The sequence below is a fragment of the Rhodococcus sp. NPDC077669 genome, assembly GCF_040686915.1.
Taxonomy (GTDB): domain Bacteria; phylum Actinomycetota; class Actinomycetes; order Mycobacteriales; family Mycobacteriaceae; genus Rhodococcoides; species Rhodococcoides fascians.
In genome coordinates this window covers 393,879-417,997 of sequence record NZ_JBFBMD010000001.1, presented here as the reverse complement: position 1 = coordinate 417,997, position 24,119 = coordinate 393,879, and the positions used below count along the sequence as shown (strand labels likewise).

The 24,119-nt window shown below is 64.5% G+C and carries 22 protein-coding genes and 2 tRNA genes; 16 read left to right on the top strand and 8 right to left on the bottom strand.

Annotated elements, in window-relative coordinates:
* The 4 genes from AB0P23_RS01995 (at position 1) to AB0P23_RS01980 (ending at position 6,577) form a co-directional block, all read left to right on the top strand.
* Entirely contained in the window at positions 1–417 is a 417-nt protein-coding gene (locus AB0P23_RS01995) for a thioesterase family protein (protein ID WP_027497596.1), read from the top strand.
* A 135-nt stretch (positions 418–552) separates the two neighbouring features.
* Positions 553–5,388: an NAD-glutamate dehydrogenase gene (locus AB0P23_RS01990; RefSeq protein ID WP_363796676.1), complete on the top strand. Its 4,836-nt coding sequence runs from the start codon at positions 553–555 to the stop codon at positions 5,386–5,388.
* A 42-nt stretch (positions 5,389–5,430) separates the two neighbouring features.
* A complete protein-coding gene (locus AB0P23_RS01985) occupies positions 5,431–5,895 on the top strand; it encodes a thioesterase family protein (RefSeq protein WP_045841282.1) in 465 nt (154 codons plus the stop codon).
* Positions 5,888–6,577 (top strand): hypothetical protein, encoded by a 690-nt coding sequence (locus tag AB0P23_RS01980; RefSeq protein WP_032374457.1) that lies wholly within the window; start codon positions 5,888–5,890, stop codon positions 6,575–6,577. Before AB0P23_RS01985 ends, AB0P23_RS01980 begins: the two co-directional genes overlap by 8 nt.
* Positions 6,578–6,617: 40 nt before the next feature.
* On the opposite strand, the gene AB0P23_RS01975 is transcribed toward AB0P23_RS01980, so the two are convergent.
* Positions 6,618–8,201 (bottom strand): glycoside hydrolase family 13 protein, encoded by a 1,584-nt coding sequence (locus tag AB0P23_RS01975; protein ID WP_283541621.1) that lies wholly within the window; start codon positions 8,199–8,201, stop codon positions 6,618–6,620.
* A 213-nt stretch (positions 8,202–8,414) separates the two neighbouring features.
* Between AB0P23_RS01975 and AB0P23_RS01970 the strand changes: the two genes are divergently transcribed.
* Positions 8,415–8,873 (top strand): cupin domain-containing protein, encoded by a 459-nt coding sequence (locus AB0P23_RS01970; RefSeq protein WP_032399526.1) that lies wholly within the window; start codon positions 8,415–8,417, stop codon positions 8,871–8,873.
* Positions 8,874–8,906: 33 nt separating this feature from the next.
* Here AB0P23_RS01970 and AB0P23_RS01965 read toward each other — a convergent pair whose 3' ends face one another.
* Positions 8,907–9,302, bottom strand: coding sequence for a globin (locus tag AB0P23_RS01965; RefSeq protein WP_027497590.1), 396 nt, complete (start codon positions 9,300–9,302; stop codon positions 8,907–8,909).
* A gap of 50 nt (positions 9,303–9,352) precedes the next feature.
* Entirely contained in the window at positions 9,353–10,312 is a 960-nt protein-coding gene (locus AB0P23_RS01960; RefSeq protein WP_045841372.1) for a mechanosensitive ion channel family protein, read from the bottom strand.
* 231 nt (positions 10,313–10,543) lie between these two features.
* On the opposite strand from AB0P23_RS01960, the gene AB0P23_RS01955 reads away from it, so the two are divergent.
* The 3 genes from AB0P23_RS01955 to AB0P23_RS01945 all read left to right on the top strand — a co-directional run bounded on the left by AB0P23_RS01955 (position 10,544) and on the right by AB0P23_RS01945 (position 12,005).
* A complete protein-coding gene (locus tag AB0P23_RS01955; RefSeq protein ID WP_174557300.1) occupies positions 10,544–11,206 on the top strand; it encodes an HNH endonuclease in 663 nt (220 codons plus the stop codon).
* An 81-nt stretch (positions 11,207–11,287) separates the two neighbouring features.
* Positions 11,288–11,539 (top strand): hypothetical protein, encoded by a 252-nt coding sequence (locus AB0P23_RS01950; RefSeq protein WP_027497587.1) that lies wholly within the window; start codon positions 11,288–11,290, stop codon positions 11,537–11,539.
* On the top strand, positions 11,526–12,005 hold the full coding sequence (locus AB0P23_RS01945) for a DUF5130 family protein (RefSeq protein WP_032368213.1): 480 nt from the start codon (positions 11,526–11,528) through the stop codon (positions 12,003–12,005). The genes AB0P23_RS01950 and AB0P23_RS01945 overlap by 14 nt, the downstream gene beginning before the upstream one ends.
* A 117-nt stretch (positions 12,006–12,122) precedes the next feature.
* Here the strand turns inward: AB0P23_RS01945 and pepN are convergent, their stop codons facing one another.
* Positions 12,123–14,696, bottom strand: a complete 2,574-nt coding sequence (pepN, locus tag AB0P23_RS01940; RefSeq protein ID WP_363796672.1) for an aminopeptidase N — start codon at positions 14,694–14,696, stop codon at positions 12,123–12,125.
* 157 nt (positions 14,697–14,853) lie between these two features.
* On the opposite strand from pepN, the gene AB0P23_RS01935 reads away from it, so the two are divergent.
* Positions 14,854–15,471, top strand: a complete 618-nt coding sequence (locus tag AB0P23_RS01935) for a DsbA family protein (protein WP_027497584.1) — start codon at positions 14,854–14,856, stop codon at positions 15,469–15,471.
* Between the two features lie 97 nt (positions 15,472–15,568).
* On the opposite strand, the gene AB0P23_RS01930 is transcribed toward AB0P23_RS01935, so the two are convergent.
* Positions 15,569–16,231, bottom strand: coding sequence for a DUF429 domain-containing protein (locus AB0P23_RS01930; RefSeq protein WP_080736428.1), 663 nt, complete (start codon positions 16,229–16,231; stop codon positions 15,569–15,571).
* A 16-nt stretch (positions 16,232–16,247) separates the two neighbouring features.
* Between AB0P23_RS01930 and AB0P23_RS01925 the strand changes: the two genes are divergently transcribed.
* A complete protein-coding gene (locus AB0P23_RS01925) occupies positions 16,248–16,727 on the top strand; it encodes a ribose-5-phosphate isomerase (RefSeq protein ID WP_032374451.1) in 480 nt (159 codons plus the stop codon).
* The gene (locus AB0P23_RS01920) at positions 16,728–17,522 is read left to right on the top strand and encodes a DNA-formamidopyrimidine glycosylase family protein (protein ID WP_032368209.1); all 795 of its coding nucleotides are present in this window, start codon (positions 16,728–16,730) and stop codon (positions 17,520–17,522) included.
* A gap of 10 nt (positions 17,523–17,532) precedes the next feature.
* Here the strand turns inward: AB0P23_RS01920 and AB0P23_RS01915 are convergent, their stop codons facing one another.
* Together AB0P23_RS01915 and AB0P23_RS01910 are read right to left on the bottom strand one after the other, a co-directional pair.
* Positions 17,533–18,327 (bottom strand): hypothetical protein, encoded by a 795-nt coding sequence (locus AB0P23_RS01915; protein ID WP_032400027.1) that lies wholly within the window; start codon positions 18,325–18,327, stop codon positions 17,533–17,535.
* A 111-nt stretch (positions 18,328–18,438) separates the two neighbouring features.
* Positions 18,439–18,512 (bottom strand) — tRNA-Gly (locus AB0P23_RS01910).
* 170 nt (positions 18,513–18,682) lie between these two features.
* On the opposite strand from AB0P23_RS01910, the gene AB0P23_RS01905 reads away from it, so the two are divergent.
* The 5 genes from AB0P23_RS01905 (at position 18,683) to clpX (ending at position 23,237) form a co-directional block, all read left to right on the top strand.
* Positions 18,683–18,756: transfer RNA gene (locus AB0P23_RS01905), tRNA-Pro, on the top strand.
* A gap of 101 nt (positions 18,757–18,857) precedes the next feature.
* Positions 18,858–20,237, top strand: a complete 1,380-nt coding sequence (tig, locus tag AB0P23_RS01900) for a trigger factor (protein ID WP_032368208.1) — start codon at positions 18,858–18,860, stop codon at positions 20,235–20,237.
* An 83-nt stretch (positions 20,238–20,320) separates the two neighbouring features.
* Entirely contained in the window at positions 20,321–20,971 is a 651-nt protein-coding gene (locus AB0P23_RS01895) for an ATP-dependent Clp protease proteolytic subunit (RefSeq protein WP_072692168.1), read from the top strand.
* Positions 20,972–21,018: 47 nt separating this feature from the next.
* Positions 21,019–21,660 carry an ATP-dependent Clp protease proteolytic subunit gene (locus tag AB0P23_RS01890; RefSeq protein ID WP_008715342.1) on the top strand — a complete coding sequence of 214 codons (642 nt, stop codon included), beginning with the start codon at positions 21,019–21,021 and terminating at the stop codon, positions 21,658–21,660.
* Positions 21,661–21,956: 296 nt separating this feature from the next.
* Positions 21,957–23,237, top strand: a complete 1,281-nt coding sequence (gene clpX / locus AB0P23_RS01885) for an ATP-dependent Clp protease ATP-binding subunit ClpX (protein ID WP_027497577.1) — start codon at positions 21,957–21,959, stop codon at positions 23,235–23,237.
* 77 nt (positions 23,238–23,314) lie between these two features.
* On the opposite strand, the gene AB0P23_RS01880 is transcribed toward clpX, so the two are convergent.
* Positions 23,315–24,118, bottom strand: a complete 804-nt coding sequence (locus AB0P23_RS01880; protein ID WP_052061414.1) for an N-acyl homoserine lactonase family protein — start codon at positions 24,116–24,118, stop codon at positions 23,315–23,317.
* Position 24,119: the final 1 nt, after the last annotated feature.

Here is a 24,119-nt window from a genome sequence, read left to right as displayed (position 1 = left end):
ATGTCGGCACAGACCTTCACCTGCACACTTCAGGTGCGGTGGGGTGATTCCGACCGCCTCGGGCACGTCAACAACACCCGGTTCGTCGAGTACCTTCAGGAAGGCCGCGTTCAGTTTCTGAACGCGGTCCTGGGGGGCTCGAAAGGTCGCGGCGCGGTGGTGGTTCGTACGTTGACCACCAACTTCTTGCACCCGATCCTGGACGACTCCGGCCCGCTGGTGATCGAGCTGTGGATCACTCGTATCGGGACCACCTCGTACGGCGTTCGGCACGTCGTCACCGATCGAAACGGAACGGTGTGTGCAGACGCGGAGGCACTGATGGTGGCCTTCGATCTCGACACCTCCTCGTCCAGGCCGCTGCGCGAACACGAACGAACTGCACTGAGCGAGTATCTACACAGCGATTCGTCCTGACTGCCGGATCGGCCTGACGCGCTGGTTCCCGAGATCTCTGCGGTTGCGGGGTCACCCGCACTAGGGTCGAGGGGTCATCGACGACCGGCGATCGGCGGGCGTCGGGAAATCCTCACGAGGGAGTACTCGAAAACAATGTCACGCTCGCTTGACCTGACCGACGACGACTGGGCCGACCGGCTCGACGACAGGCTTGTGGCCGAGTTGGCGACATTGCGTACGGAGTATTTCGAGCACACCGACGCCACTGCGGTCGCAGTGTCCGCGCATACCCCCGACATCACCTCTTTCCGACGGCACGTTCGGCTCGCCGCAGAGCGGCGGCTGCCGGGGACGGCGAAAGTGGCGGTCCATCGACCGAACGAGTCTGCAGCACAGCAGGCTGCGGGAAGCTACCTACAAATCGTCACCGACGACATGCCGTTGCTGGTCGAATCGATCATGTCGCTGCTCTCGCGTCTCGGCATCGAATACACCGACGTGGTCCATCCCATTCTCTCCGTCGATCGGAACGCAGAAGGAGTGCTCGTCGGGCTGAGCTCGGCCGGCATCGCCGAATCCTGGATACACGTCCAGCTGCACCCGTCCACCTCCGACGATGCCGTCGCGCAGTTGGAAGAGGAGACGAGTCGAGTACTCGCCGATGTGCGTCAGGTCGTCGGCGACACCGACGAGATGCGTCGCGTGCAGGCTGCCGTGGCCGATCGGTTGGACGGTGTCGCCGCGGCGTCCGGCGACCTCGATTCCGAAGCAGCCGTCGCACACCGGGATGCGGCTGCCTTGCTGCGTTGGCTGGGCGACGGCCATTACACCTTGCTGGGTTACCGGAGATACACGATCGACGGTAGCGACGGTGACCGAACCGCAACCGGTGTGGAATCGAGCAGCCTGGGTGTGCTGCGCGATGCCGGTCAACATGGAGACGGACCCGAACCGGTCGGTGAGCGCGACCTGGTTGCTCTGACGCAGGGTCCGAACCCCGCCACGGTTCATCGTGCTGTCTACCCCTATTTCGTCAGTGTGATCGACGCCGACGACTCCGCCGAGCATCGATTCGTCGGAGTCTTCACCGTCACCGCGCTGCACGAGAACGTCCTCGACATTCCGGTGATCGAGCGTCGAGTGCGGTCGGTGATCGCCAAGGCCGGCCATGATCTCGGGTCCTTCTCCGGCCAGGCCATGCTCGAGGTGCTGCAGTCGATGCCGCGGTCGGAACTGTTCGCGACCTCTGCTTCGTGGCTGTTCGAAACGGCGAGTGCTGTTCTGGCGCTGGGTCGCCGGCGCAAGGTCAAGCTGTTCGTGCGACCCGATGCGTGTGGGTCCTTCGTCAGTGCTCTGGTGTACCTGCCGCGAGATCGCTACACCACTCGCGTCCGACTCGCGATCCAGGACCGACTGCTCCGAGAGCTCGGTGGTACCTCGCTCGACTACACCGCACGCGTCACCGAATCGGATCTCGCGCTGCTGCACGTGACGGTGCGCCGCGCACCGGGCACTGTCTCTCCCCACCTGTCCGCCGACGACATCACCCGGATCGAAGCGGCGCTGACCGAGACCACCCGAACGTGGGAGGACTCGTTGGGTGACGCCGTGTCCCTCGACCGAGCCGTCGACCCGGCGCGCATTCAGCGCTACACCGAGGCTTTTCCCGAGGCGTACAAGCAGGACTTCAGTCCGGCCAGGGCCGTCACGGACATTGCCCGCCTCGAAGCACTCGGCGACGAAGCGATCGACATGCAGCTCTACCGAAACGAGCGTTCGGCCGTGGGGAGTTGGCGCTTCTCGCTGTACATCGGCGGTGCGGGCGTATCACTGTCCCAGGTGTTGCCCATTCTGCAGAGTCTCGGTGTGGAGGTCGACGACGAGCGGCCGTACCCGGTGGTGCGTCCGGACGGAATGTCTTGCTGGATATACGATTTCGGTCTCTCCGCCTCGCGTGAGATGTTGCGCTCGGCCATCGACGGGGACCTCGACGCCGAGCTGTCCGAGGCAGGCACGGCCGATCGCGAGAGCCGGGTCCAGCATCGATTCACCGACGCATTCGCGGCCGTGTGGAGCGGCGCGGCAGAAGCGGATCGTTTCAACGAACTGGTGATGCGTGCAGGTCTGCACTGGCGGCAGGCCGTGGTGTTGCGTGCATACGCCAAGTACCTGCGGCAGGCGGGTTTTCCCTACAGTCAGTTCAACATCGAGGGCGTCCTCCTGGCGCATCCGCGTACCGCGCGGCTGCTCGTCGGACTGTTCGAGGCGCAGTTCGACCCCGAGACCAGTGCCGAGGCGGACGCGCAGGCCATCGGAACCCAGCTCGGCGAGCTGATCGACGAGGTCGTCAGCCTCGATGCCGACCGCATTCTGCGCAGCATGTTCGAGCTCATTCGAGCGACGTTGCGCACCAACCACTTCGTGGTGGGATCCGACGGTGCACATCGCCCGTACCTCTCGCTCAAGTTCGACCCGCAATCCATCGCAGAGCTGCCCAAACCGAAGCCCACGTTCGAGATCTTCGTGTATTCCCCGCGCGTCGAGGGGGTGCATCTGAGGTTCGGTGCGGTGGCCCGAGGCGGGTTGCGCTGGTCCGATCGACGGGAGGACTTCCGGACGGAGATTCTCGGGCTCGCCAAGGCTCAGATGGTCAAGAACGCAGTCATCGTGCCCGTCGGGGCCAAGGGTGGATTCGTCGTCAAGCGTCCTCCGGTGACCACCGGTGAAGCCGACCGAGATCGACAGGCATACGCCGAGGAAGGCAAAGCCTGCTACCGACTGTTCATTGCCGGGTTGCTCGACATCACCGACAATCTCGACCGCGCCACCGGGTCGGTATCGGTCCCTACCGGGGTGGTGCGCCGCGACGGAGACGACACCTACCTCGTCGTCGCGGCGGACAAGGGCACCGCGACCTTCTCCGACATGGCCAACGGCATCGCTGCCGAGTACGGATTCTGGCTCGGTGACGCGTTCGCGTCCGGTGGATCCGCCGGATACGACCACAAAGCCATGGGAATCACCGCGAAGGGTGCGTGGGAGAGCGTCAAGCGGCACTTCCGTGAGCTCGGAATCGACACGCAGAGTCAGGATTTCACGGTCGTCGGCGTCGGCGACATGAGCGGAGACGTATTCGGTAACGGCATGCTGCTGAGCCGACACATTCGCTTGCTCGCGGCGTTCGACCACCGGCACATCTTTCTCGACCCCGACCCCGATCGGGAGTCGTCGTTCGCCGAGCGGGAGCGCTTGTTCGCCCTGCCGCGGTCGTCGTGGGCGGACTACGACACCTCGCTCATCAGTGCCGGCGGAGGGGTGTGGGAGCGGACCCGCAAATCCGTACCCATCAGCGCCGCAGCACGTTCGGCCCTCGGGTTGGACGAATCGGTTGCTGCACTGTCACCACCAGAGTTGGTGAACGCGATCCTGAAGGCTCCCGCCGATCTGCTGTGGAACGGCGGAATCGGCACCTACATCAAGGCTTCCAGTGAGAGCAACGCCGAAGTCGGCGACAAGGCCAACGATGCAGTGCGGGTCGACGGCGTGGATGTGCGGGCGGCCGTGGTGGGGGAGGGCGGAAACCTCGGTGCCACCGCACTGGGCAGGATCGAGTACGCCGCAGCCGGCGGCAAGATCAACACCGACGCCGTCGACAACTCGGCGGGCGTCGACTGTTCCGATCACGAAGTCAACATCAAGATCCTGCTCGAGACTGCCATCATTAACGGAAACCTGGCGCGCGAAGACCGCGATGAGCTGCTTGCGTCCATGACCGACGAGGTCGGGCGATTGGTGTTGTGGGACAACATCATGCAGAACGAGTTGCTCGGTACGTCCAGATTCGACGCACCACATCTGGTGACGGTGCACAGCCGGGTCATCGAGGATCTGGAGACGCGTCGAGGGCTCGACCGGGAGCTCGAGGCTCTGCCCACCGAGGCCGATCTCCGTCGTCGCAAGCAAGACGGGCGTGGACTGACGTCGCCGGAACTCGCGACGTTGATGGCGCACGTGAAATTGGCACTGGAAGCTGAACTGCTCGACAGCGAGCTTCCCGACAGCGACGTCTTCGCCCCCCGGCTACCCAAGTATTTCCCCGAGCCACTGCGGGATCCGTACGCAGATGCCATCAAGGCGCATCCGCTACGGCGTCAACTGGTGGCGACGACGCTCGCCAACGAGGCCATCGACTGTGGTGGAATCACCTACCCGTATCGGTTGACCGAGGACTCCGGTGCCGCAGGCACCGACGCCATTCGCGCGTTCGCCGCGGCCACCGAAATCTTCGGCCTCGACGAGGTGTGGGATTCGATTCGTGCGGCCGACGTACCCACCGCAGTGTCCGCCGAGCTGCTGCTCGAATCGCGTCGCATGCTCGATCGAGTATCCCGGTGGCTGTTGGCCAATCGGCCGCAGCCGTTGGCGGTCGGGGCCGAGATCAGTCGCTATGCCGGGCAGGTTCGCGCTCTGCAGCCGCGGGTCGCGTCGTGGATCTCCGGTCACCAGGCGGTCGATTTGGACCGGCGTTCGGGGGCCGCGATGGAACGAGGTGCTCCGGCCGAGCTGGCACGTCGGATCTACGGCTTGCTCGACGTGTACTGCTTGCTCGACATCATCGATATCGCCGACATCGTCGACCGGGACGGGGCGGAGGTGGCCGAGCTCTACTTCGCGCTCGACGCGCACATCGGCATCGACTGGTTGCTCACCGCGGTCTCGAAGCTTGCCCGCGGCGATCGATGGCATTCGTTGGCGCGCTTGGCTCTTCGTGACGATCTGTACGCCTCCCTTCGCGGAATCACCAAGGCCGTGTTGGCCGCGGGCGAACCGGACGAGTCGGTCACGGAGAAGATCGCCGAATGGGAATCGACCAATTCGTCGCGGTTGGCCCGCTCGCGTGCAGCGCTCACCGAGATCGCCGAGACGGGGACGCTGGACCTGGCCACACTCTCGGTTGCCGCCCGACAGGTGAGAAACATGGTTCCCTGACACCATGGAACTTCCGTTCGATCGAGAAGAGGTAGTAAGCGCGTGAGTGTGCCCGACGACCATCTGTCCGACAAGCGACCCGCCACCGAGCGGGTGGGCTTTCACGCCGCTGTGGATGTGCGGTGGTCGGATATGGATGTGTATCAACACATCAACCACGCGCGAATGGTGACGTTGCTCGAAGAGGCGCGGATCCCGTGGCTGCTGGTGGACGGCAGGCCGACTGCGAATCTGCGTCACGGTGCCGTCATTGCCGATCTGCACGTGAAGTATCGCGGCCAGCTGCGACACGAGGACGGACCCCTCGACGTCTTCATGTGGATCGATGCGGTCCGCGCGGTGGACTTCGTCGTGGGGTACGAGGTGCGGGCACGCGGGGCGTCGCTGGATACTCCGGCAGCGGTGGTGGCGTCGACGCAGATCGCGGCGTTCGACATCGACGCGCAGCGACTGCGTCGGCTCACTCCCGCCGAGCGCGAGTTCCTGGTGAGTTGGCAGCGTGTATGAGCGCGTTCTGACCGTTCCCGATGCGGTCGAGCGGGAGAACCTCCAGACGTTCTGCAGCAGGGCATTGCGCTTGGACGAGGCTGCTGTCGTTCGGTTGCGCACTCGGGCCGGCGGGGGCGTGTCGTGTTGGGCGGCAACCGGTTTCGATGCGCTCGCCGCGCGTGTGATTGCGGGAACCATCGTGCCCGACGACACCAGTGCGGGTGCCGATGTGTTGGTGTCCGCACTGCAGAACGCGGACGACGGCGTGATCGACCCGGGCTTCTCGATGGACTCCGCGTGGCGTGGCACCCTTCCTCCCGACAGCGGATTCGAGCATCTCGACGACGTCCCCGCGCGGGTGCTCATCGGACTCGCACAGCGCGGTGCGGCACTGGCGAAGGAACACGGCAGCAGTCACGGGCCGCCGAGCTCGTTGCTCGAACAGCAGGTGTTGCACGTGACCGGTGACGGCGACGACGTCTCGGTCACCATGCGCACCGTATTTGCTTTGACCGCAATGGGTTTCGTGCCGCACGACGGCAACGATCCGTTGACGATCGACGTCGACCCGGAGAGGATCGCCGCCGCAGAGGTGGTACGAGTACGCGCCACCAAGGTGTGGTTGCGCCTCGACGCCAGGTTCGGGTCGGTGTTCGTTCGCCGCCCGGGCCGACAGTTGTCGCTCACCGTCGAACGCTGAGCGTGGCCGGTCGGCCGGTTCGGCCGGCCGGCCGGCCGGCTCAGACGAGCCAGGCGGCCGCGTTCGCGGGAAGCATCCCGTCGACCAGCGGAGTGCTGGTCAGCAACACTTCGCCGGGTGGGAGTGGGATCGACTCGTCGGAGGCGTTGAGGGCGCAGATCAAGCCCCCGCGGCGCCGGAAGGCCAGGCACCCGGGAGGGGCACCGTACCAATCGATTCCGCCGCCGGTGAACTCCGGCCGCAGGGTGCGCAATTCGAACGCCGTGCGGTACAGGCTGAGCATCGAATCGACCTCTTCGAGCTGCGCCTCGGCGGTCAGCCCCTTCCACTCCGGCGGCATCGGCAACCAGGTGCGATCGGTGGTGGAGAACCCGAACGGAGGGGCATCACCCTCCCACGGCATGGGGACTCGGCAGCCGTCGCGTCCGCGCTCGGTGTGCCCGGACCGCTCCCACACCGGGTCCTGCAGGGCGCTGTCGGGCAGCTGCACGTTCGGTAGCCCGAGCTCGGCACCGTTGTAGACGAAGATTGTTCCAGGAACGGCCAATTCGACGAGAATCATGGCCCGGGCCCGGTGATAGCCCAGGTCTCCGTCGCCGTATCGGGTGACCTCGCGTTCGACGTCGTGGTTCGACAGTGTCCACGTCGGGGTGCCCCCGACCAGTTCGACGGCCGCGAGCGAGTTGGAGATCGCATCGCGGATGGTCTCGGCGTCGAAATCGACACTGGCCAAGCGGAAGTTGAAGCCCAGGTGCAGCTCGTCGGGGCGGATGTATTCGGAGAACCGGACGTTGTCCTGGACCCAGATCTCGCCGACCGTCACCGCGTGGGGGTATTCGTTCATGACGGCTCTGATGCGGCGGTGCAGTTCGTGGACTCGGGGGTTGTTGAACCGGGGATCGTCGTCGTCGTTCTTCATCAGTGCGTTGAACTCGAGGCTCATGTCGGCCAGCTCGGCAGGTTTTGCCATGCCGTGGGCGACGTCGAGTCGAAATCCGTCGACGCCTCGGTCCAGCCAGAACCGAAGTGTGCGCGCGAAGTCGTCGAAGACCTCGGGGTTGTCCCAGTTCAGATCCGGTTGTTCGGGCGCGAAGATGTGCAGGTACCACTGACCGGGGGAGCCGTCCTTCTCGTCGACTCGCGTCCAGGCGGGACCCCCGAAGATGCTCGGCCAGTTGTTCGGCGGCCGCGAACCGTCGTCGCCGAGCCCGTCTCGAAAGATGTAGCGCGCTCGCTCGGCGCTGCCACGAGGGGCGTTCAGAGCCGCCTGGAACCACCGGTGTTCGTTACTGGTGTGATTGGGCACCAGATCCATCGTGACCTTGATGTCGCGGGCGTGCGCCTCGTCGAGCAACGCGTCGAAGATCTCGAGACTGCCGAACATGGGGTCGATGTCTCGGGGGTCGGAAACGTCGTAGCCGTGATCGGCCATGGGCGACCGCGTGATCGGTCCGATCCAGATGGCGTCGATACCGAGCAATTCGAGGTAGCCGAGCTTGTCTCTGATGCCGTCGAGATCACCGATTCCGTCACCGTTCGCATCTGCGAACGACCGGGGATAGATCTGGTAGAAGACGGCGTCCTGCCACCACGACAACTCGGTGCTTTCGATCGGATCGGTCACAACTGGCAATAGTGCCAAACGAATGGGCTGCGAACGATTCGAGGGCGCTGGGGTGCACCCGGCACCCTGCACTGGCGGTCGATCGGAAGGTAAAGGATTGTGCTCATTCACATGACCGACACGTATCCCCACGTTTGGAAAGTGTTGTATGTTCTGCAACGTAAAATGTGCAGCGGCCGGTGCCGCGCCCGACGGTGAGGACGCGACGACACCATGAGAACCTCGACCATTGCTGTGCGGCTGGAAGATGTTTCGCTCTCCGACAGTCCCATCGAACCCACGTGGATCCTCGAGGGAAACCCGCGGGCGCGCGTCGCGGAGTGGTCCAGAAGCACCGACGGCACCACGACCACCAATGTGTGGGATTGCACGGCCGGTCGCTTTCGGTGGTACTTCGCAGTCGACGAGATCGTCCACATCATGGACGGGTCGGTCGTGGTGTCCAGCGAAGACCACGCGCCCCGGACTCTGGTCGCCGGCGACGCAGCGTTGTTCCGGGCCGGCACCTGGTCGGAGTGGCACGTCGAGAACTACGTGCGCAAGCACGCCATCTTGCGGCAGCACCTGCCCGCGCCGCTGAGCTTCGTGCTCGGGGTAGCCGGCTCGCTCCGCCGCCGGCTCGGCCGCCTCCGAGGTGGCGCAGCGGGCCTGCGGCGAGGCGCATCGCTGTAGTTCGTGACGCCGTAGAACGTGACGCCGTAGCTCTCAGATTGCCGAGTTCATCATCGAATTGGCGGCCATCTCCATGTAGTCGACGAGTTGCGTTCGGTGCGCAGAATCCAGGACCGCCGGGTCGATCGAGGCGATCGCGATGTGCATGCATCGAAGCCAGGCGTCACGTTCGAGCGGCCCGATCCGAAACGGGTTGTGCCGCATCCGCAATCGTGGATGACCACGTTCGTCGGAGTACGTACGAGGCCCGCCCCAGTACTGCTCGAGGAACATTCGCATCCGCCGTTCGGCCGGAGCCAGGTCCTCCTCGGGATACAGGGGCCGCACGATCTCGTCCTTGGCCACTTCCTCGTAGAACTTCGCCGTGAGCAACCGGAACGTCTCCGCACCGCCGACCGCGTCGTAGAACGTCTGCTGCGGTTCGGTCATCACACTCTCTCTGTTCGTTCCTCGTCGGCGTCGGTCACGCTCATTGTCCCTCAGCTGCTGCTCTCGACTGCAACCCCACCCGGACGGCCCAGCGCATACGGGGCTTTGATACCGGCATCGTCGAACGACTGCAGGATGTCGCGGTGGAGGCGACGCTGCACTGCCCATTGGCGGCCGGGTCGGGTCTTGATCGTGATCCGGATGGTCACGGTATCGGCGCTGACGGCATTGACGCCGAGCATCTCCGGGGGTTCGAGGATGTCACTGTCGAAGTCGCCGGAGTCCACGACCTCGTTGGTGGTTCTCTCGGCCACCGCGCAGGCCTCGTCGATGTTGGCCGTGTGGGAGACGGGGAGGTCGAGGACAGCTACCGCGAACCCTTGGCTCATGTTGCCCACCCGCAGAACTTCACCGTTTCGGCAGTACCACACGGTGCCGTTGACATCTCTGATCGTGGTGACGCGCAATCCCACGCTTTCGACCGTGCCGATCGCCTCACCGAGATCGACGACGTCGCCGACCCCGTACTGATCCTCGAGAAGCATGAAGATTCCGGACAGGAAGTCGCGGACGAGGTTCTGCGCACCGAAACCGAGGGCGACACCGACGATCCCCGCCGACGCGATGAACGGGGCGACGTTCACACCCACGACGTCGAGCACCGACAGCACGAACCAGGTCAGGATCATGACCGACACCGCAGATCGGAGTACCGAACCGATCGTGTTGGCCCGCTGTCTGCGCCGTTCGTTGAGTATCTCGCCCTTCACCGTTCCCGAGGACCGGTCGCGTAACGGCCGGAGAAGTGCAGGTGATCGGCCGGCGTCGTGTCGAGTGAAGCGGTCGATCATTCGGTGCAACACGAGCCTGAGCACGATCGCCAGAACCAGATAGCCGAGGATCTGCAACGGACGGTCGACCAGCCAGTCGCGTCCGGTGTCGGTCAGTTCGAATGCTCGGGTGTCGAGCTCACGCAGCAGCGAAGGTTCGGGTAACGGCGATACGGACAGAAGGGTTGATACAGCCACCCGAAAAGTCTACGGAGACACAGAAATCTTGCCAGTCACGCAGCGCATAGCGGTATCGATCCTCGAACTCGCTGATCGGAAACCGGAATGTTCACCGATCGGCAACAGAAAATGCGCAGAAAAAGGCTGTGCGCGGGCGGTGTATTCGTGTTCCACTGTGAACCGTGTTCCACGCAAGCCATGCGCGGGCGCCGACACTCCCTGGAGTAATGCATGAAGAACTCTCAACACCGCCACCGACAACTCCCGCCCACTGAGGGCCGCACCACGCACGACCAGCGTGAGACGGCCTCGGGGGCTTCTCCGCTGCGCGTGGTGCCGACGGCCCACAACGCCACGGGCGACGACGCCGTCCCGGCGTGGGTCAAGCGCCGTGTGCTGCTGCTCAACGCAACTTTCGAACCACTGACCGCGCTTCCGATGCGCCGGGCGGTGGTTCTTCTCGTTTGCGGCAAGGCCGACGTGATCCACGACGATCCGGAGGGGCCGTTCATCCGGTCGGCCGATTACTCCGTCCAGGTGCCGTCGGTGATTCGATTGCGGACGTTCGTCCGAGTTCCCTATCGAGCGCGGGTGCCGATGACGCGCGCGGCACTGATGCATCGCGACAGATTCCGCTGCGCCTATTGCGGCAGCAAGGCCGAGACCGTCGATCACGTCGTGCCTCGCAGCCGCGGCGGCGGCCACTCGTGGGAGAACTGCGTGGCGTGCTGCGCCTCCTGCAATCACCGCAAGGCGGACAAGCTGCTCAGTGAGATCGGGTGGACGTTGCGAGCCCAGCTCGTGCCGCCGAAGGGCCCGCACTGGCGTCTGCTGGCGACCACCAAGGAGTTGGACCCGAGCTGGTTGGCGTACCTCGGCGAAGGTGCTGCCTGACTGTCGGCCGTTGGCTCTTTTCGGTCACAACACCGGCCCCGACGTGGTCCGACGGGCAATTGTCGACTAACGTCACACCCCGTGAGCATTTTGGAGACCACGCTGATATTCGGGGTGATTCCGGTTGCGGTGATCGGAATCGTCGGCGCGCTGTCCTACTTGACCGACAAGCAGCCGGGGATGGACGTCGCTCCGTACCGGCTGACGGACGAGTGGACGCGCGAGCCATTGCTGTGGAGCGCTACGGACGAGGTGACTCCGTTCGGGGGCCACGGATCGCACGACGCGGACACAGCCGATTCGATCGGAGGTGCTGCAAGTGGCAAGTGGTGAACTGGTACGTGGCGGTGACATCCGAGAAGAGGACCTGCCGTTCGGGGCTGCGCTGACGGCGAGTGGTCGCGTATCGGTGGCACACGAGTTCGGCACGCCGAGCCCGGAGCACCTGCCTTTCGCGACGCAGGATCTGGTCGCGCTCGACGACGCACTGAGCGAGGCGACCCGGAAGACGAAGATTCGGTTCAACATCTACGTCGGTGACCTGGGGGTCGATCCGGCTGCGGGAGCGGATTCGGTCTTCCCCGGCACCCCCGATGCGATTCGTTCGGTTCTGATCGCTGTCGACCCCAACCGGCACGCGCTCGAGATCCGCACCGGAAAGCGAGTCTCGAACCGCGCTACCGATCGGGTTGCTCAGCTCGGCGTCACCGCTGCGCTCGGCCCGTTCCGCGACGGCAACCTCATCGACGGTCTCGTGACCTCGGTCCGCGTGATGGCAGCATCCATCCTCGCGCCGTAGCTCGTCGCGCTCCATCCCCGTAGTTCTCGGCCGGCGGTCCCGGCGACGACGAGGGCCGGTTGCATCCCACCTTCGCGGGTGAGACGCAACCGGCCCTCGTCGTGTGTGTACCTGTGATCAGGCGGCGTCGTATGCCCGGGCGGCGAGTGCCCGAACGACTCCGGCCCGGCCTTCGATCACCAGTCGGCGCAGAGCAGGTGGAAGGTCGCCATCGAGGAACCTGTCGGCTGCGGCCAACGACTGCTCGCTGATCGACCACGAGGGGTAGAGACCAACCACGACGGTCTGTGCGACTTCACTCGATCGACGAGCCCACACGCCGTCGATCGCCTCGAAGTAGCGGTCGACGTACGGCTCGAGTAGTTCGCCCTGGCCGGGGCCCGCGAAACCACCGATGATCGATCGCGCCGTGATGTTCGGAACCGCGTCGTCGTCGACGACGGTCGTCCATGCCCGCTCCTTCACTTCGGCACTGGGACGCGCAGCTCGTGCAGCGGCAGCCGACCGCGCCCCGGCGGCGGTGTTGTCCTTCTCGGCTTCGGCATCGATGACCGGCGAGTCGAGCCCGTCGGCATCGATGGCTCCAGCCGCTGCAAGAGCGGTGACGATGCGCCACCGCAGATCCGTATCGATGTCGAGTCCGGCCAAGGACTGCCCCTGGGCGTCACCGTCCAGGAGAGCGCGCAATACCTCGACATGGCGCTCGCTGAGTTCGGTACCGGTCAGAGCATTGACGAACGCCAACTGGTGATCCGAGCCCGACTCGGCACCGCGGGCCAGCTCGAGAACTGCGTCGGCGAACTCGGGGACTCCGTGTTCGGCCGCCCACGCCGGATCGGCGTAGCTGGTGACAGCCGTCTGCGCCTGGAGCAGAAGGCGTTGCACCACACCCACTTCGGTCTCGCTACCGATTCCGCGCTGGACCAGAGCCACGAAGTCGCGTGCCTTCATCTCGGCGGACCGAGTCATCTCCCATGCGGCCGACCAGGCGAGAGTGCGGGGGAGCGACTCGGCGATGTCGCCGATCCGATCGACGAGAACACCGAGCGAATCCGGATCGAGCCGCACTGCGCAGTACGTCAGGTCGTCGTCGTTGACCAGCACGAGCTTGCCGCGCGAGACACCTACGAGCGCTTCGACATTCGTCGATTCGGCAGCATCGAGGTCCAGCTCGACGCGGTCGGTACGCACCAACTTGCCGTCGACGTCGTCGTAGATGCCGATCGCGATGCGGTGTACGCGATGCTCGCCCGCGCCCGGTGCTGCGCCGGTCTGCGACACTGCGAACCGGGTGAACTTGCCCTCCGAGTCGACGTCGAAATCGGGGCTCAGAGTATTCAGGCCGGTGGTCCGCAGCCACTGCGCACCCCAATCGGAGAGATCGCGACCCGATGACTTCTCCAGTGCCGCAAGCAGATCCGAGAACGTTGCGTTGGCGAACGCGTGATCGACGAAGTAGGCCCGCAACCCGGCCAGGAAGTCTTCCTTACCGACGTACGCAACCAGTTGCTTGAGCACGCTGGCACCCTTGGCGTACGTGATGCCGTCGAAGTTGACCTCCACGGCGGCCAGATCGGGGATGTCCGCGGCGATGGGGTGCGTCGAGGGCAGCTGGTCCTGTCGGTATGCCCAGGCCTTCTCGACGTTGGCGAACGTCGTCCACGCGTTGGTGTACTCGGTCGCCTCGGACTGGCACAACACGGAGGCGAACGTCGCGAACGACTCGTTGAGCCACAGGTCGTCCCACCACGTCATCGTCACCAGATCGCCGAACCACATGTGCGCCATCTCGTGCAGCACGGTCTCGGCGCGTCGCTCGTAGGAGTACCGCGTCACCTTGGACCGGAAGACGTAGTCCTCGAGGAACGTGACGGCCCCGGCGTTCTCCATGGCACCGGCGTTGAATTCTGGCACGAACAGCTGGTCGTACTTGCCGAACGCATACGGGGTGCCGAAGTTCTCGTGGTAGAAACCGAAACCCTGCTTCGTCTCGGTGAACAGTCGCTCGGCATCCATGTGTTCGGCAAGCGATGCGCGGCAGTAGATTCCGAGAGGGATGGTGCCGTGATCGTCGGTGTACGAATCGGTCCACTCGGCGTAGGGACCGGCGATCAGAGCAACCAGGTACGTGCTCATCAGCGGCGTCGTATCGAACACGTGCTCACCTGCGGCCGGTTCGGCACCGTGCGCTGCGTTGGAGATGACGGTCCAGCTCTCGGGAGCGGTGACCTTCAGATCGAACGTGGCCTTGAGATCTGGTTGATCGAAGCACGCGAACATGCGCTTGGCGTCCGCAGTCTCGAACTGCGAATACAGGTACACCGAACCGTCCGACGGATCGACGAAACGGTGCAGGCCTTCGCCGGTGTGCGAGTAGACGCAGTCGGCATCGACCACGAGTTCGTTGTGCTCGGCGAGATCGACCAGAGCCAGCCCCGTCGACTCGTCGTAGCTCGTCGTGTCGAGCGCTGTGCCGTTGAGCGTCGCCGACCGGATGGTGCCTGCGACGATGTCCACGAAAGTCGACGCTCCGGCGGTCGCGGCGAACGTGATGGTGGTGAGCGAGCGGAACGTCTTCTCGCCGGGATTGCCCTCGCCGTCGGTGAGATCGAGAACGATCGCGTACTTCGTTTCCCCGATGATCGCCGAGCGCTCGGAGGCTTGGTCACGCGTCAGGTTGGGAGCAACCACTTCAGTCGACACCTCTTCGTGTAGTTATGGGTAGTGCCGTCCATCCCATCACGTCCGCCGTGTCGCGCGCTGGCTGACGGGTCGCGTGGAATGTCCGCGCGGTGGCCGGGTGTTACGACATGAAGAGACAGCGACATCGACTTTCGAGGAGCAGACAGTGGCCGGTTCAGGACAGAAAGACACCGCTGATTTTTGGTTCGACCCGCTGTGCCCATGGTGCTGGATCACCTCACGTTGGATTCTCGAGGTGCAGCAGGTGCGCGACATCGACGTCAACTTCCACGTCATGAGCTTGGCCGTCCTCAACGAGGGTCGCGACCTGCCCGAGGAGTACGCCGCGATGATGAAGAAGGCGTGGGGTCCGGTGCGGGTGGCGATCGCCGCGGCGAAGAGCAACGGCGACCAGATCCTCGCGCCGCTGTACGCGGCCATGGGCACGCGAATTCACAACGAGGGCAACAAGGATTTCGACGTCGTCATCCGAGAGTCCTTGGCCGAACTCGACTTGCCCGCCGATCTCGCCTCGGCAGCCGAGAGCACCGATTACGACGAGGACCTGCGCACCAGCCACCACGCAGGAATGGACAAGGTCGGCCCCGATGTGGGCACTCCCACCATTCACGTCAACGGCGTGGCGTTCTTCGGCCCTGTGCTCTCGCGGATTCCACGCGGTGAAGAGGCAGGCAAGTTGTGGGACGCGTCGGTGATCTTCGCGGCGTACCCGCACTTCTACGAGCTCAAGCGCACCCGCAACGAGGACCCGCAGTTCGACTGATCGCGAGACCCTCGTGCGTGGAAACTCGTAGCAGGAGCCGAACTTTCACGCACGAGGGGCCAGTTCACGCATGAGGGGCTGGTTCACGCACGGGGGATCAGGCGACGATTCGATCCGAGCCGCTGTCGGTGCCGAACGTCAGATGCTCGCCGAAATGGAAGCGCCTGGCCGACCACGCCGCTGCGGCGGCATCGAGGACGTCGTCGACGAGCGGCCCGTTCGGCAGGTCGTCCAGATCGAGATCCCCGGTCCATCGGGTCAGTGCCGCCAACCGTTGCCCGACGCCTCGGCCGGTCTTCTTCGATGCGTAGACCGTGGTCGGTGACATCGCTCTGAACGAGCATTCGGGATGCACTTCGACGTACCGTTCCGGATCGAAGTCCGAATCTCGCCACGCCCGAACTGCGGGCAGGATGTGCCACGTTTGTTTACTGATCGCCTTGCCGGTCTTCGACCGCGAGATCGAGCACGCCTGTTCGTACGACACCGCGTCCAGAACATCCGCGACCGGGGTGTGAAAGATCGAACTGCGCGCCGTCCCCAAGAACTTCTTCGCCTCCAGTTCGCTGACGCGATAACCGTCCACGGGTAGCGACAGCGGCATGTCGACGCCCACTCGCGCGCAGTCTCGGGTGTGCTCCAACACGTCGGAGACGGAGGAGCAGGCCGTCCACGTCACTCTCGTGCCGTCGAACACTGCGACCACCCACGCACCCTTCGCGCCGTCGACACCGGCGAATTTCTCGGCTCGTGAGTTCACCTGTCAGACTCTAGGCATGCGCGTATACCTGGGTGCCGACCACGCCGGCCTCGAGTTCAAGAATCAGATCATCGAACACCTGACGGCAACCGGGCACGAGCCCGTCGACTGCGGTGCGTTCGACTACGACCCGGTCGACGACTACCCGGCCTTCTGCATCGACGCAGCACGTCGCGTCGTCGCCGATCCGGGCAGTCGCGGCCTCGTGCTCGGCGGATCCGGAAACGGCGAGCAGATCGCCGCGAACAAGGTGCCGGGCGCACGCTGTGCCCTCGCGTGGAGCGTCGAGACGGCAAAGTTGGCTCGCGAACACAACGATGCGCAGCTCATCGGCATCGGCGGCCGCATGCACACGTTGCCCGAAGCACTTGCCATCGTCGACGCGTTCCTCGGCACCCCGTTCTCGGGCGAGGAGCGCCACCAGCGTCGCATCGACATCCTGTCCGAGTACGAGCGCAGCGGCGAAGCACCCGAGGTTCCGGGAAAGCCCGAGTAAGTGCCCGAAGGGCATACCCTGCACCGACTCGCTCGGTTGCATCAACGTCGGTTCGGCGGGGCACCGGTGGAGGCGAGCAGTCCCCAGGGACGGTTCGTCTCCGGTGCCGCGCTGATCGACGGCCTCGTCCTCGAGAAGGCCGAGGCGTGGGGCAAGCATCTGCTGCACCGCTACGAATCCGACCTGATCGTGCACATTCACCTCGGCCTGTACGGAAAGTTCACCGAACACGCTGTGCCACTGGACGATCCGGTGGGTGCGGTGCGTCTGCGCATCGTGGGGGAGAAGTACGGTGCCGACCTCCGCGGCCCCACGGCCTGCGAGATCTACACCGAGCAGCAGGTCGACGCCCTCCTGGCGCGTCTGGGGCCGGACCCGCTCCGCAAAGATGCGGACCCCGACGCCGCCTGGGCACGAATATCCAAGTCACGCACGGCCATCGGCACGTTGCTGATGGATCAGAAGGTGCTCGCCGGCGTCGGCAACGTCTACCGCGCCGAGATCCTCTTCCGGCACGAGATCAACCCGATGCGCCCCGGAAAGGACCTCGACCGAGCCGAGTGGGACGCCATCTGGCTGGATCTCGTGGACCTCATGGCCATCGGTGTCCGACGCGGTCGCATCATCACCATCCGGCCCGAGGACGATCACGGCGACACCTACGGTGCCCGCCGACCGCGTTCGTACGTCTACCGCAGGGAAGGCCTCCCGTGCCGCGTGTGCGGAGCCGAGATCCTGCACTCGACGATGCAGGCGCGAAACCTGTTCTGGTGCCCCGTCTGTCAGGCGACGTAGGGCCGGCGAGCTAGAACCCGCCGAAATCCCCTCCGCCTCCGCCGCCGTCGAAGAAGCCACCGCCGTCTCCGCTGTCGAAGAAGCCGCCGCCGTCACCGCCGTCGTTACCTGCTCCGGCGTCGCCACCGTCGTAATTGTCGCCAGCACCCCCGTCGGAACCGTCCGCACCCAGGTCGCCACCCGCTGCGGTCTCGTCCGGAACCCCGGCCATGCCGGAGAACATCGCCGAGAACAGGAACATCGAGCCCATTCCCCATGCGCCGGCGACCAAGGCCGGACGCCACCACGGTTCGGAGTACCAGCCTGCGGGGACGGGTCGGCCCGCTACTCGTCCGCCGGGGTAGTAGTTCGGGGTCCGGTCCGACGGGTCCGGTGAGGCCGCGATCTCTCGTCCCTCGAAGTCGACCTTGCGTTCCTCGGTGACACGGCCTGCCTGCTGTTGGCCGTCGATGCCCTGCACCTCGGGGCCCGGGTCCATGCCCATCGCCAGGCGCGCTGCGCGAATGTAATAGAGCCCTTCCAACGCGGTCTGCTTGGCCAGCCTCGCCTGCTCGACGGTTGTCGCCTGGTCGATCTGCGAGCCTGCTGCGATATTGCGCTCGGATGCGTCGGCGAGGGCCTGCTTGGATGCGGTGTCGGAGCCGACGAGGTTGTAGACCTGGCCGCCGAGCCGTTCGATCGACTGGCGGGCGTCGGCCTTGGCATCGGCCAGTGCGGTGGCCGCGGCTGCGGCGGACTTCTTCTTGCTGCGAAGCACCAGCAGTGCCACTACGGCCACGACGATGACGATCAGGACGATTTCCACTTCTGAGCCTTCCATCGGCGATACATGTCCAGTTCGTCCGATTCACTCGAACACTGTCGACGATACGCGGACACGAAAAAGCCCCGCACTCGTGAAGTGCGGGGCTTTCGATGGAGCCGATGACGAGAATCGAACTCGCGTAGCCTGTTTGGAAGACAGGGGCTCTACCATTGAGCTACATCGGCGTGCAAACAACAGTCGTGGGATCGCCAGTTCCGTCGCCTGCGTTTCAAGACTGTACCCAAAGCGGTTGCCGGATTCCAAACCGGCCCGTCGAGCCCGGTCTCACGGAACGTCATGGGTGGGGCGCCCATGAGGGGCTACTATCGGTTGCTGTTCAATGGTGTCCGTACGACGGGGTGTGGCGCAGCTTGGTAGCGCATCCGCTTTGGGAGCGGAGGGTCGCAGGTTCAATTCCTGTCACCCCGACAAATGAGAGCCGCGGGCACGGCTCACCGTGCTCGTGGCGAGCGGAAGACAGCAAGCCAGAACTGCCAGCAAGCAAGAATCACCACAAAGGAGCATGTCCCGTGAAGAGCACCGTCGAGCAGCTGAGCCCGACGCGAGTCCGTATCAACGTTGAGGTGCCCTTCGAGGAGCTCAAGCCTGATTTCGACCGCGCGTACAAGGCTTTGGCTCAGCAGATCCGCCTCCCCGGATTCCGTCCCGGCAAGGCTCCGGCCAAGTTGCTCGAGGCGCGAGTCGGCCGTGGTGCAGTACTCGAGCAGGTCGTCAACGACGCTCTTCCCTCTCGCTACTCCGAGGCCGTGACCAACGAGAAGGTCAAGGTCATCGGCCAGCCCGAGATCGAGATCACCAAGATCGAAGACGGCACCGAGCTCACGTTCACCGCCGAGGTCGACGTGCGTCCCGAGATCGAGCTTCCGGATTACTCGACCATCAGCGTCGTCGTCGATCCGCTCGAGATCAAGGACGAAGCCGTCGACGAGCAGCTGCAGTCGCTCCGTCAGCGTTTCGGAACCCTCACCGGTGTCGATCGCCCGGTTCAGTCCGGCGACTTCGTGTCCATCGATCTCTCGGCCACGGTCGACGGCGAGAACGTCGAAGAGGCCACCGCGAGCGGACTGTCCCACGAGGTCGGCTCCGGTCAGCTCATCGAGGGCCTCGACGACGCGATCATCGGCGTCTCGGCCGGCGAGTCGAAGGAGTTCACCTCCACGCTCGTTGCCGGTGAGTACGCGGGCAAGGAAGCCGTCGTCACGGTCAAGGTCGTCTCCGTCAAGGAGCGCGAGCTGCCCGAGGCCGACGACGAGTTCGCCCAGCTCGCCAGCGAGTTCGACACGTTCGACGAGCTGCTCGCCGATCTGAAGACGCGCGTCGAGCGAGTCGCGAAGGTCGAGCAGGCCGGTCAGATCCGCGACAAGGTGCTCGAGACGCTGCTCGAGACCCTCGAGATTCCGGCTCCCGAGGCCGTTGTCAAGGCCGAGGTCGATTCCCAGGTGCACGAGGCCATCCACGGCCTCGATCACAACGAGGAAGCGCTCGCCGAGTTGCTCGAGTCGCAGGGTTCGAGCCGCGAGGAGTTCGACAAGGACGTCAAGGAGGGTGCCGAGAAGTCGGTGCGCACCCAGCTCCTCCTCGACGCCATCGCCGAGGCCGAGAACACTCAGGTCGGTCAGGACGAGCTGACCGAGCGGATCATCTTCCAGGCCCAGCGCTACGGCATGCCGCCCGAGCAGTTCATCCAGCAGGTGCAGCAGGCCAACCAGCTCGGTGCCGTGTTCGCCGACGTCAAGCGCGGCAAGGCGCTTGCCTCGGTCGTCGAGCGCGTCACCGTGACCGACACCAACGGAGCCAGCGTCGACACCGCCGAGCTGTTCGGCAGCCCTGCCGATGCTCCCGACGAGGTCGAAGCAGCTGATTCTTCCGAGGGCGAACAAGAGAAGTAACGCTCACAGCGAACGACGGCGGTTCCGGGACTCCGGAGCCGCCGTCTTTCGTTAGTGTCTGTGTCAGGAACCAACGATTTGTTATGGAAAAGGCAGGTACCGTGACTGTTCAGAATCCGGCGGCTTCGCACGAGCAGAGTCCCGTCATGACTTCGGCCGCAGCAGGGCTGAATCTCAGCGACTCCGTGTACGAGCGTCTGCTTCAAAACCGCATCATTTTCCTCGGTACCCAGGTCGACGACGACATCGCCAACAAGTTGTGCGCGCAGATCCTGCTCCTGTCGGCCGAGGACCCCACCCGCGACATCTCGCTGTACATCAACTCGCCCGGTGGCTCGGTCACCGCAGGTATGGCGATCTTCGACACCATGGAATTCGCCGAGTGCGATATCGCCACCTACGGGATGGGCCTGGCTGCCTCGATGGGCCAGTTCCTGCTCTCGGCCGGTGCGAAGGGCAAGCGGTACGCCCTGCCGCACGCGCGCATCATGATGCATCAGCCTTCGGCCGGTATCGGCGGAAGCGCTTCGGACATCGCGATCATGGCCGAGCAGTTCGCGCACACCAAGCGTGAGATGGCCGAGCTCATCGCTCAGCACACCGGCCAGACCGTCGAGCAGATCACCGAGGATTCCGACCGTGACCGGTGGTTCACGGCACAGGCGGCCAAGGAATACGGGTTCGTGGATCACGTCGTCAGCCGCGCGCGGCAGGCCGGCGGAGTCGGCGAGTAATTCGGCCGCTACCGGCGACCCTCGATCACTCACATCTTGGAGAAACGATGACAAACCTGTTCGATCCCAACCAGTTGCCGTCCTCGCGGTACATCCTTCCGTCCTTCGTCGAGCACTCGAGCTACGGCGTCAAGGAGTCGAACCCGTACAACAAGCTGTTCGAGGAGCGCATCATCTTCCTCGGCGTCCAGGTCGACGATGCGTCTGCCAACGACGTCATGGCACAGCTGCTGGTGCTCGAGGGCCTCGACCCCGACCGTGACATCACGATGTACATCAACTCGCCCGGTGGCTCGTTCACCTCGTTGATGGCCATCTACGACACGATGCAGTACGTCCGCGCCGACGTGGCGACAGTGTGCCTCGGCCAGGCGGCTTCGGCTGCCGCGGTACTGCTCGCAGCCGGCACCCCCGGCAAGCGCGCGGCTCTGCCGAACGCACGAGTGCTGATCCACCAGCCCTCGAGCGGCGGCATCCAGGGCCAGGTCTCGGACCTCGAGATCCAGGCCGCCGAGATCGAACGTATGCGTCGACTCATGGAGACCACCCTCGGCCGCCACACCGGCAAGGATCCCGACGTGATCCGCAAGGACACCGATCGCGACAAGATTCTCACCGCCGAGCAGGCCAAGGACTACGGCATCATCGACACCGTGTTCGAGTACCGCAAGCTCTCGGCTCAGAAGTAGCACGCAAGTACCACCGGTCGGATCGCCTCGCGGTCCGGCAGACGATCGGACGCCGGGCACGAGTGGACAACTCGGCCCGGCTGTCTCGATTCACGCCCCGAATGCCGTGATTGGTGAAAACGGGCGGCGAATCACCGGAAACAACCCGCCCATGTTCGGCGAACACGGGTAGCGTCGCATCCAAGAACTCGGTCGAAGCATCTCGAACTCGGCATGCCATCGATCGAGAAGTAGCCCGTCCTTCCGCGTATGCGGTCGGCCGGGTCGTACGCGGACAAGGAAGTAGGAACCTCCGAATGGCACGCATCGGTGACGGTGGCGATCTGCTGAAGTGCTCGTTCTGCGGCAAGAGCCAAAAGCAGGTCAAGAAGCTCATTGCAGGACCAGGGGTGTACATCTGCGACGAGTGCATCGACCTGTGCAACGAGATCATCGAGGAGGAGTTGGCCGAATCGAGCGAAGTCAAGCTCGACGACCTGCCCAAGCCTTCCGAGATCAAGGACTTTCTCGAGAACTACGTGATCGGCCAGGACGCTGCGAAGCGCACGTTGGCCGTCGCTGTCTACAACCACTACAAGCGCATTCAGGCCGGCGACAAGGCGCGCGATGTGCGCGGCGAATCCGTCGAGCTGGCCAAATCGAACATCTTGATGCTCGGTCCCACCGGGTGCGGCAAGACGTATCTGGCCCAGACCCTCGCCAAGATGCTCAACGTGCCGTTCGCGATCGCCGACGCCACCGCACTGACCGAAGCCGGGTACGTGGGTGAGGATGTCGAGAACATCCTGCTCAAGCTCATCCAGGCCGCGGACTACGACGTGAAGCGGGCCGAGACCGGCATCATCTACATCGACGAGGTCGACAAGATCGCTCGCAAGAGCGAGAACCCGTCGATCACGCGCGATGTCTCCGGTGAGGGCGTGCAGCAGGCACTGCTGAAGATCCTGGAAGGTACCCAGGCCAGCGTCCCGCCGCAGGGCGGACGTAAGCATCCGCACCAGGAGTTCATCCAGATCGACACCACCAACGTGCTCTTCATCGTCGCCGGTGCTTTCGCCGGTCTGGAGAAGATCGTGTCCGATCGCGTCGGCAAGCGTGGTCTCGGCTTCGGAGCCGAGGTGCGTTCCAAGGCCGAGATCGACACGCAGGATCACTTCGCCGAGGTGATGCCCGAGGATCTGATCAAGTTCGGTTTGATCCCCGAGTTCATCGGTCGTCTCCCGATGATCGCGTCGGTGACCAACCTGGACAAGGAATCACTGGTCACCATCCTGTCCGAACCGAAGAACGCGTTGGTCAAGCAGTACCGTCGACTCTTCGACATGGACGGCGTCGAGCTCGAGTTCACGTCCGAGGCACTCGAGGCAATTGCCGATCAGGCGATCCTGCGTGGCACCGGTGCTCGTGGGTTGCGCGCGATCATGGAAGAAGTGCTGCTTCCGGTGATGTACGACATCCCGAGCCGGGACGACGTGGAGAAGGTCGTGGTCACGGCAGAGACGGTCAACGACAACGTCCTGCCGACCATCGTTCCGCGCAAGCCCGAACGCCCGGAGCGACGCGACAAGTCGGCCTGACCAGCTCCGGCACGACACAGAACGAGCCCCGATCATCGAACGCGATGATCGGGGCTCGTTCTGTTTCAGGGAGGTTGTCAGCCGAGGACCGAGATGTGCGGGTGCAGGTCCGGGTCGACCGCAACACACCGCTGCGCCACCAACGGGTCGTGGCCCGGCACGACATGCTCGGGGCTGTCGGCGAGTTCCTTGATCCGGTCGAACGCGCCGAACATGTCCGGCAGGCAGTGCAGAATCGCGAAGGGACTGTCGGATTCGATGTTCTCGTAGAAGTGACTCGCATCCGACGCCAGCACCAGGGTCCCGCGCTCGGTGTGCACGCTGACTACCTGCATGCCCGCGGTATGTCCGCCCACCGCATGCACCGAGAGTCCCGGTGCCAGTTCGCGGTCGCCGTCGACGATGTCGAGACGCGGACTTCCCGTGACGTGGTCGATGTCGGACCGCGAGTGCAACCAGCGTTCCTGCCCGACGCGGGTCGCCCACGGACCGTTCCAGTAGTCGAGCTCTTTCTGCTGGACGATGTAGCGGGCCGACGGCAGATCTGCGACGACTCCGGTGTGGTCGTAGTGCAGATGGGTCAGCACACATACGTCGATGTCACCGGGGGAGATTCCCAGCTCTCCGATGAGGTCCACGGGGGAGCCGACGTAGTCCAGTCCCTTCATCCGTGACGCCGTCGCCGGTGCGAGACCGGCGTCGACGAGGACGGTCTCGGTGTCCGACAGCGCGAGCCACACGTAGTACGCGGTGGGGTGCGGCTCGTGACCGCGCTCGTCCGCATAGTGGAAGTGCTTGCTGCGCAGGGAAGTTCGGCTCGCATAGCGCACGGCGTACACACGCCATTCACCGCTGCGATCCGGTCGCAGTCCGTCGATCATC

Bases quoted from the DNA above. Each gene is read 5' to 3' on its own strand.
- AB0P23_RS01990 (WP_363796676.1), top strand. From the start codon at position 553: ATGTCACGCTCGCTTGACCTGACCGACGACGACTGGGCCGACCGGCTC.
- AB0P23_RS01965 (WP_027497590.1), bottom strand. From the start codon at position 9,302: ATGACCGAACCGCAGCAGACGTTCTACGACGCGGTCGGCGGTGCGGAG.
- AB0P23_RS01970 (WP_032399526.1), top strand. From the start codon at position 8,415: ATGAGAACCTCGACCATTGCTGTGCGGCTGGAAGATGTTTCGCTCTCC.
- AB0P23_RS01995 (WP_027497596.1), top strand. From the start codon at position 1: ATGTCGGCACAGACCTTCACCTGCACACTTCAGGTGCGGTGGGGTGAT.
- AB0P23_RS01890 (WP_008715342.1), top strand. From the start codon at position 21,019: ATGACAAACCTGTTCGATCCCAACCAGTTGCCGTCCTCGCGGTACATC.
- AB0P23_RS01955 (WP_174557300.1), top strand. From the start codon at position 10,544: ATGAAGAACTCTCAACACCGCCACCGACAACTCCCGCCCACTGAGGGC.
- AB0P23_RS01880 (WP_052061414.1), bottom strand. From the start codon at position 24,118: ATGATCGACGGACTGCGACCGGATCGCAGCGGTGAATGGCGTGTGTAC.
- AB0P23_RS01895 (WP_072692168.1), top strand. From the start codon at position 20,321: ATGGAAAAGGCAGGTACCGTGACTGTTCAGAATCCGGCGGCTTCGCAC.
- AB0P23_RS01925 (WP_032374451.1), top strand. From the start codon at position 16,248: ATGCGCGTATACCTGGGTGCCGACCACGCCGGCCTCGAGTTCAAGAAT.
- clpX (WP_027497577.1), top strand. From the start codon at position 21,957: ATGGCACGCATCGGTGACGGTGGCGATCTGCTGAAGTGCTCGTTCTGC.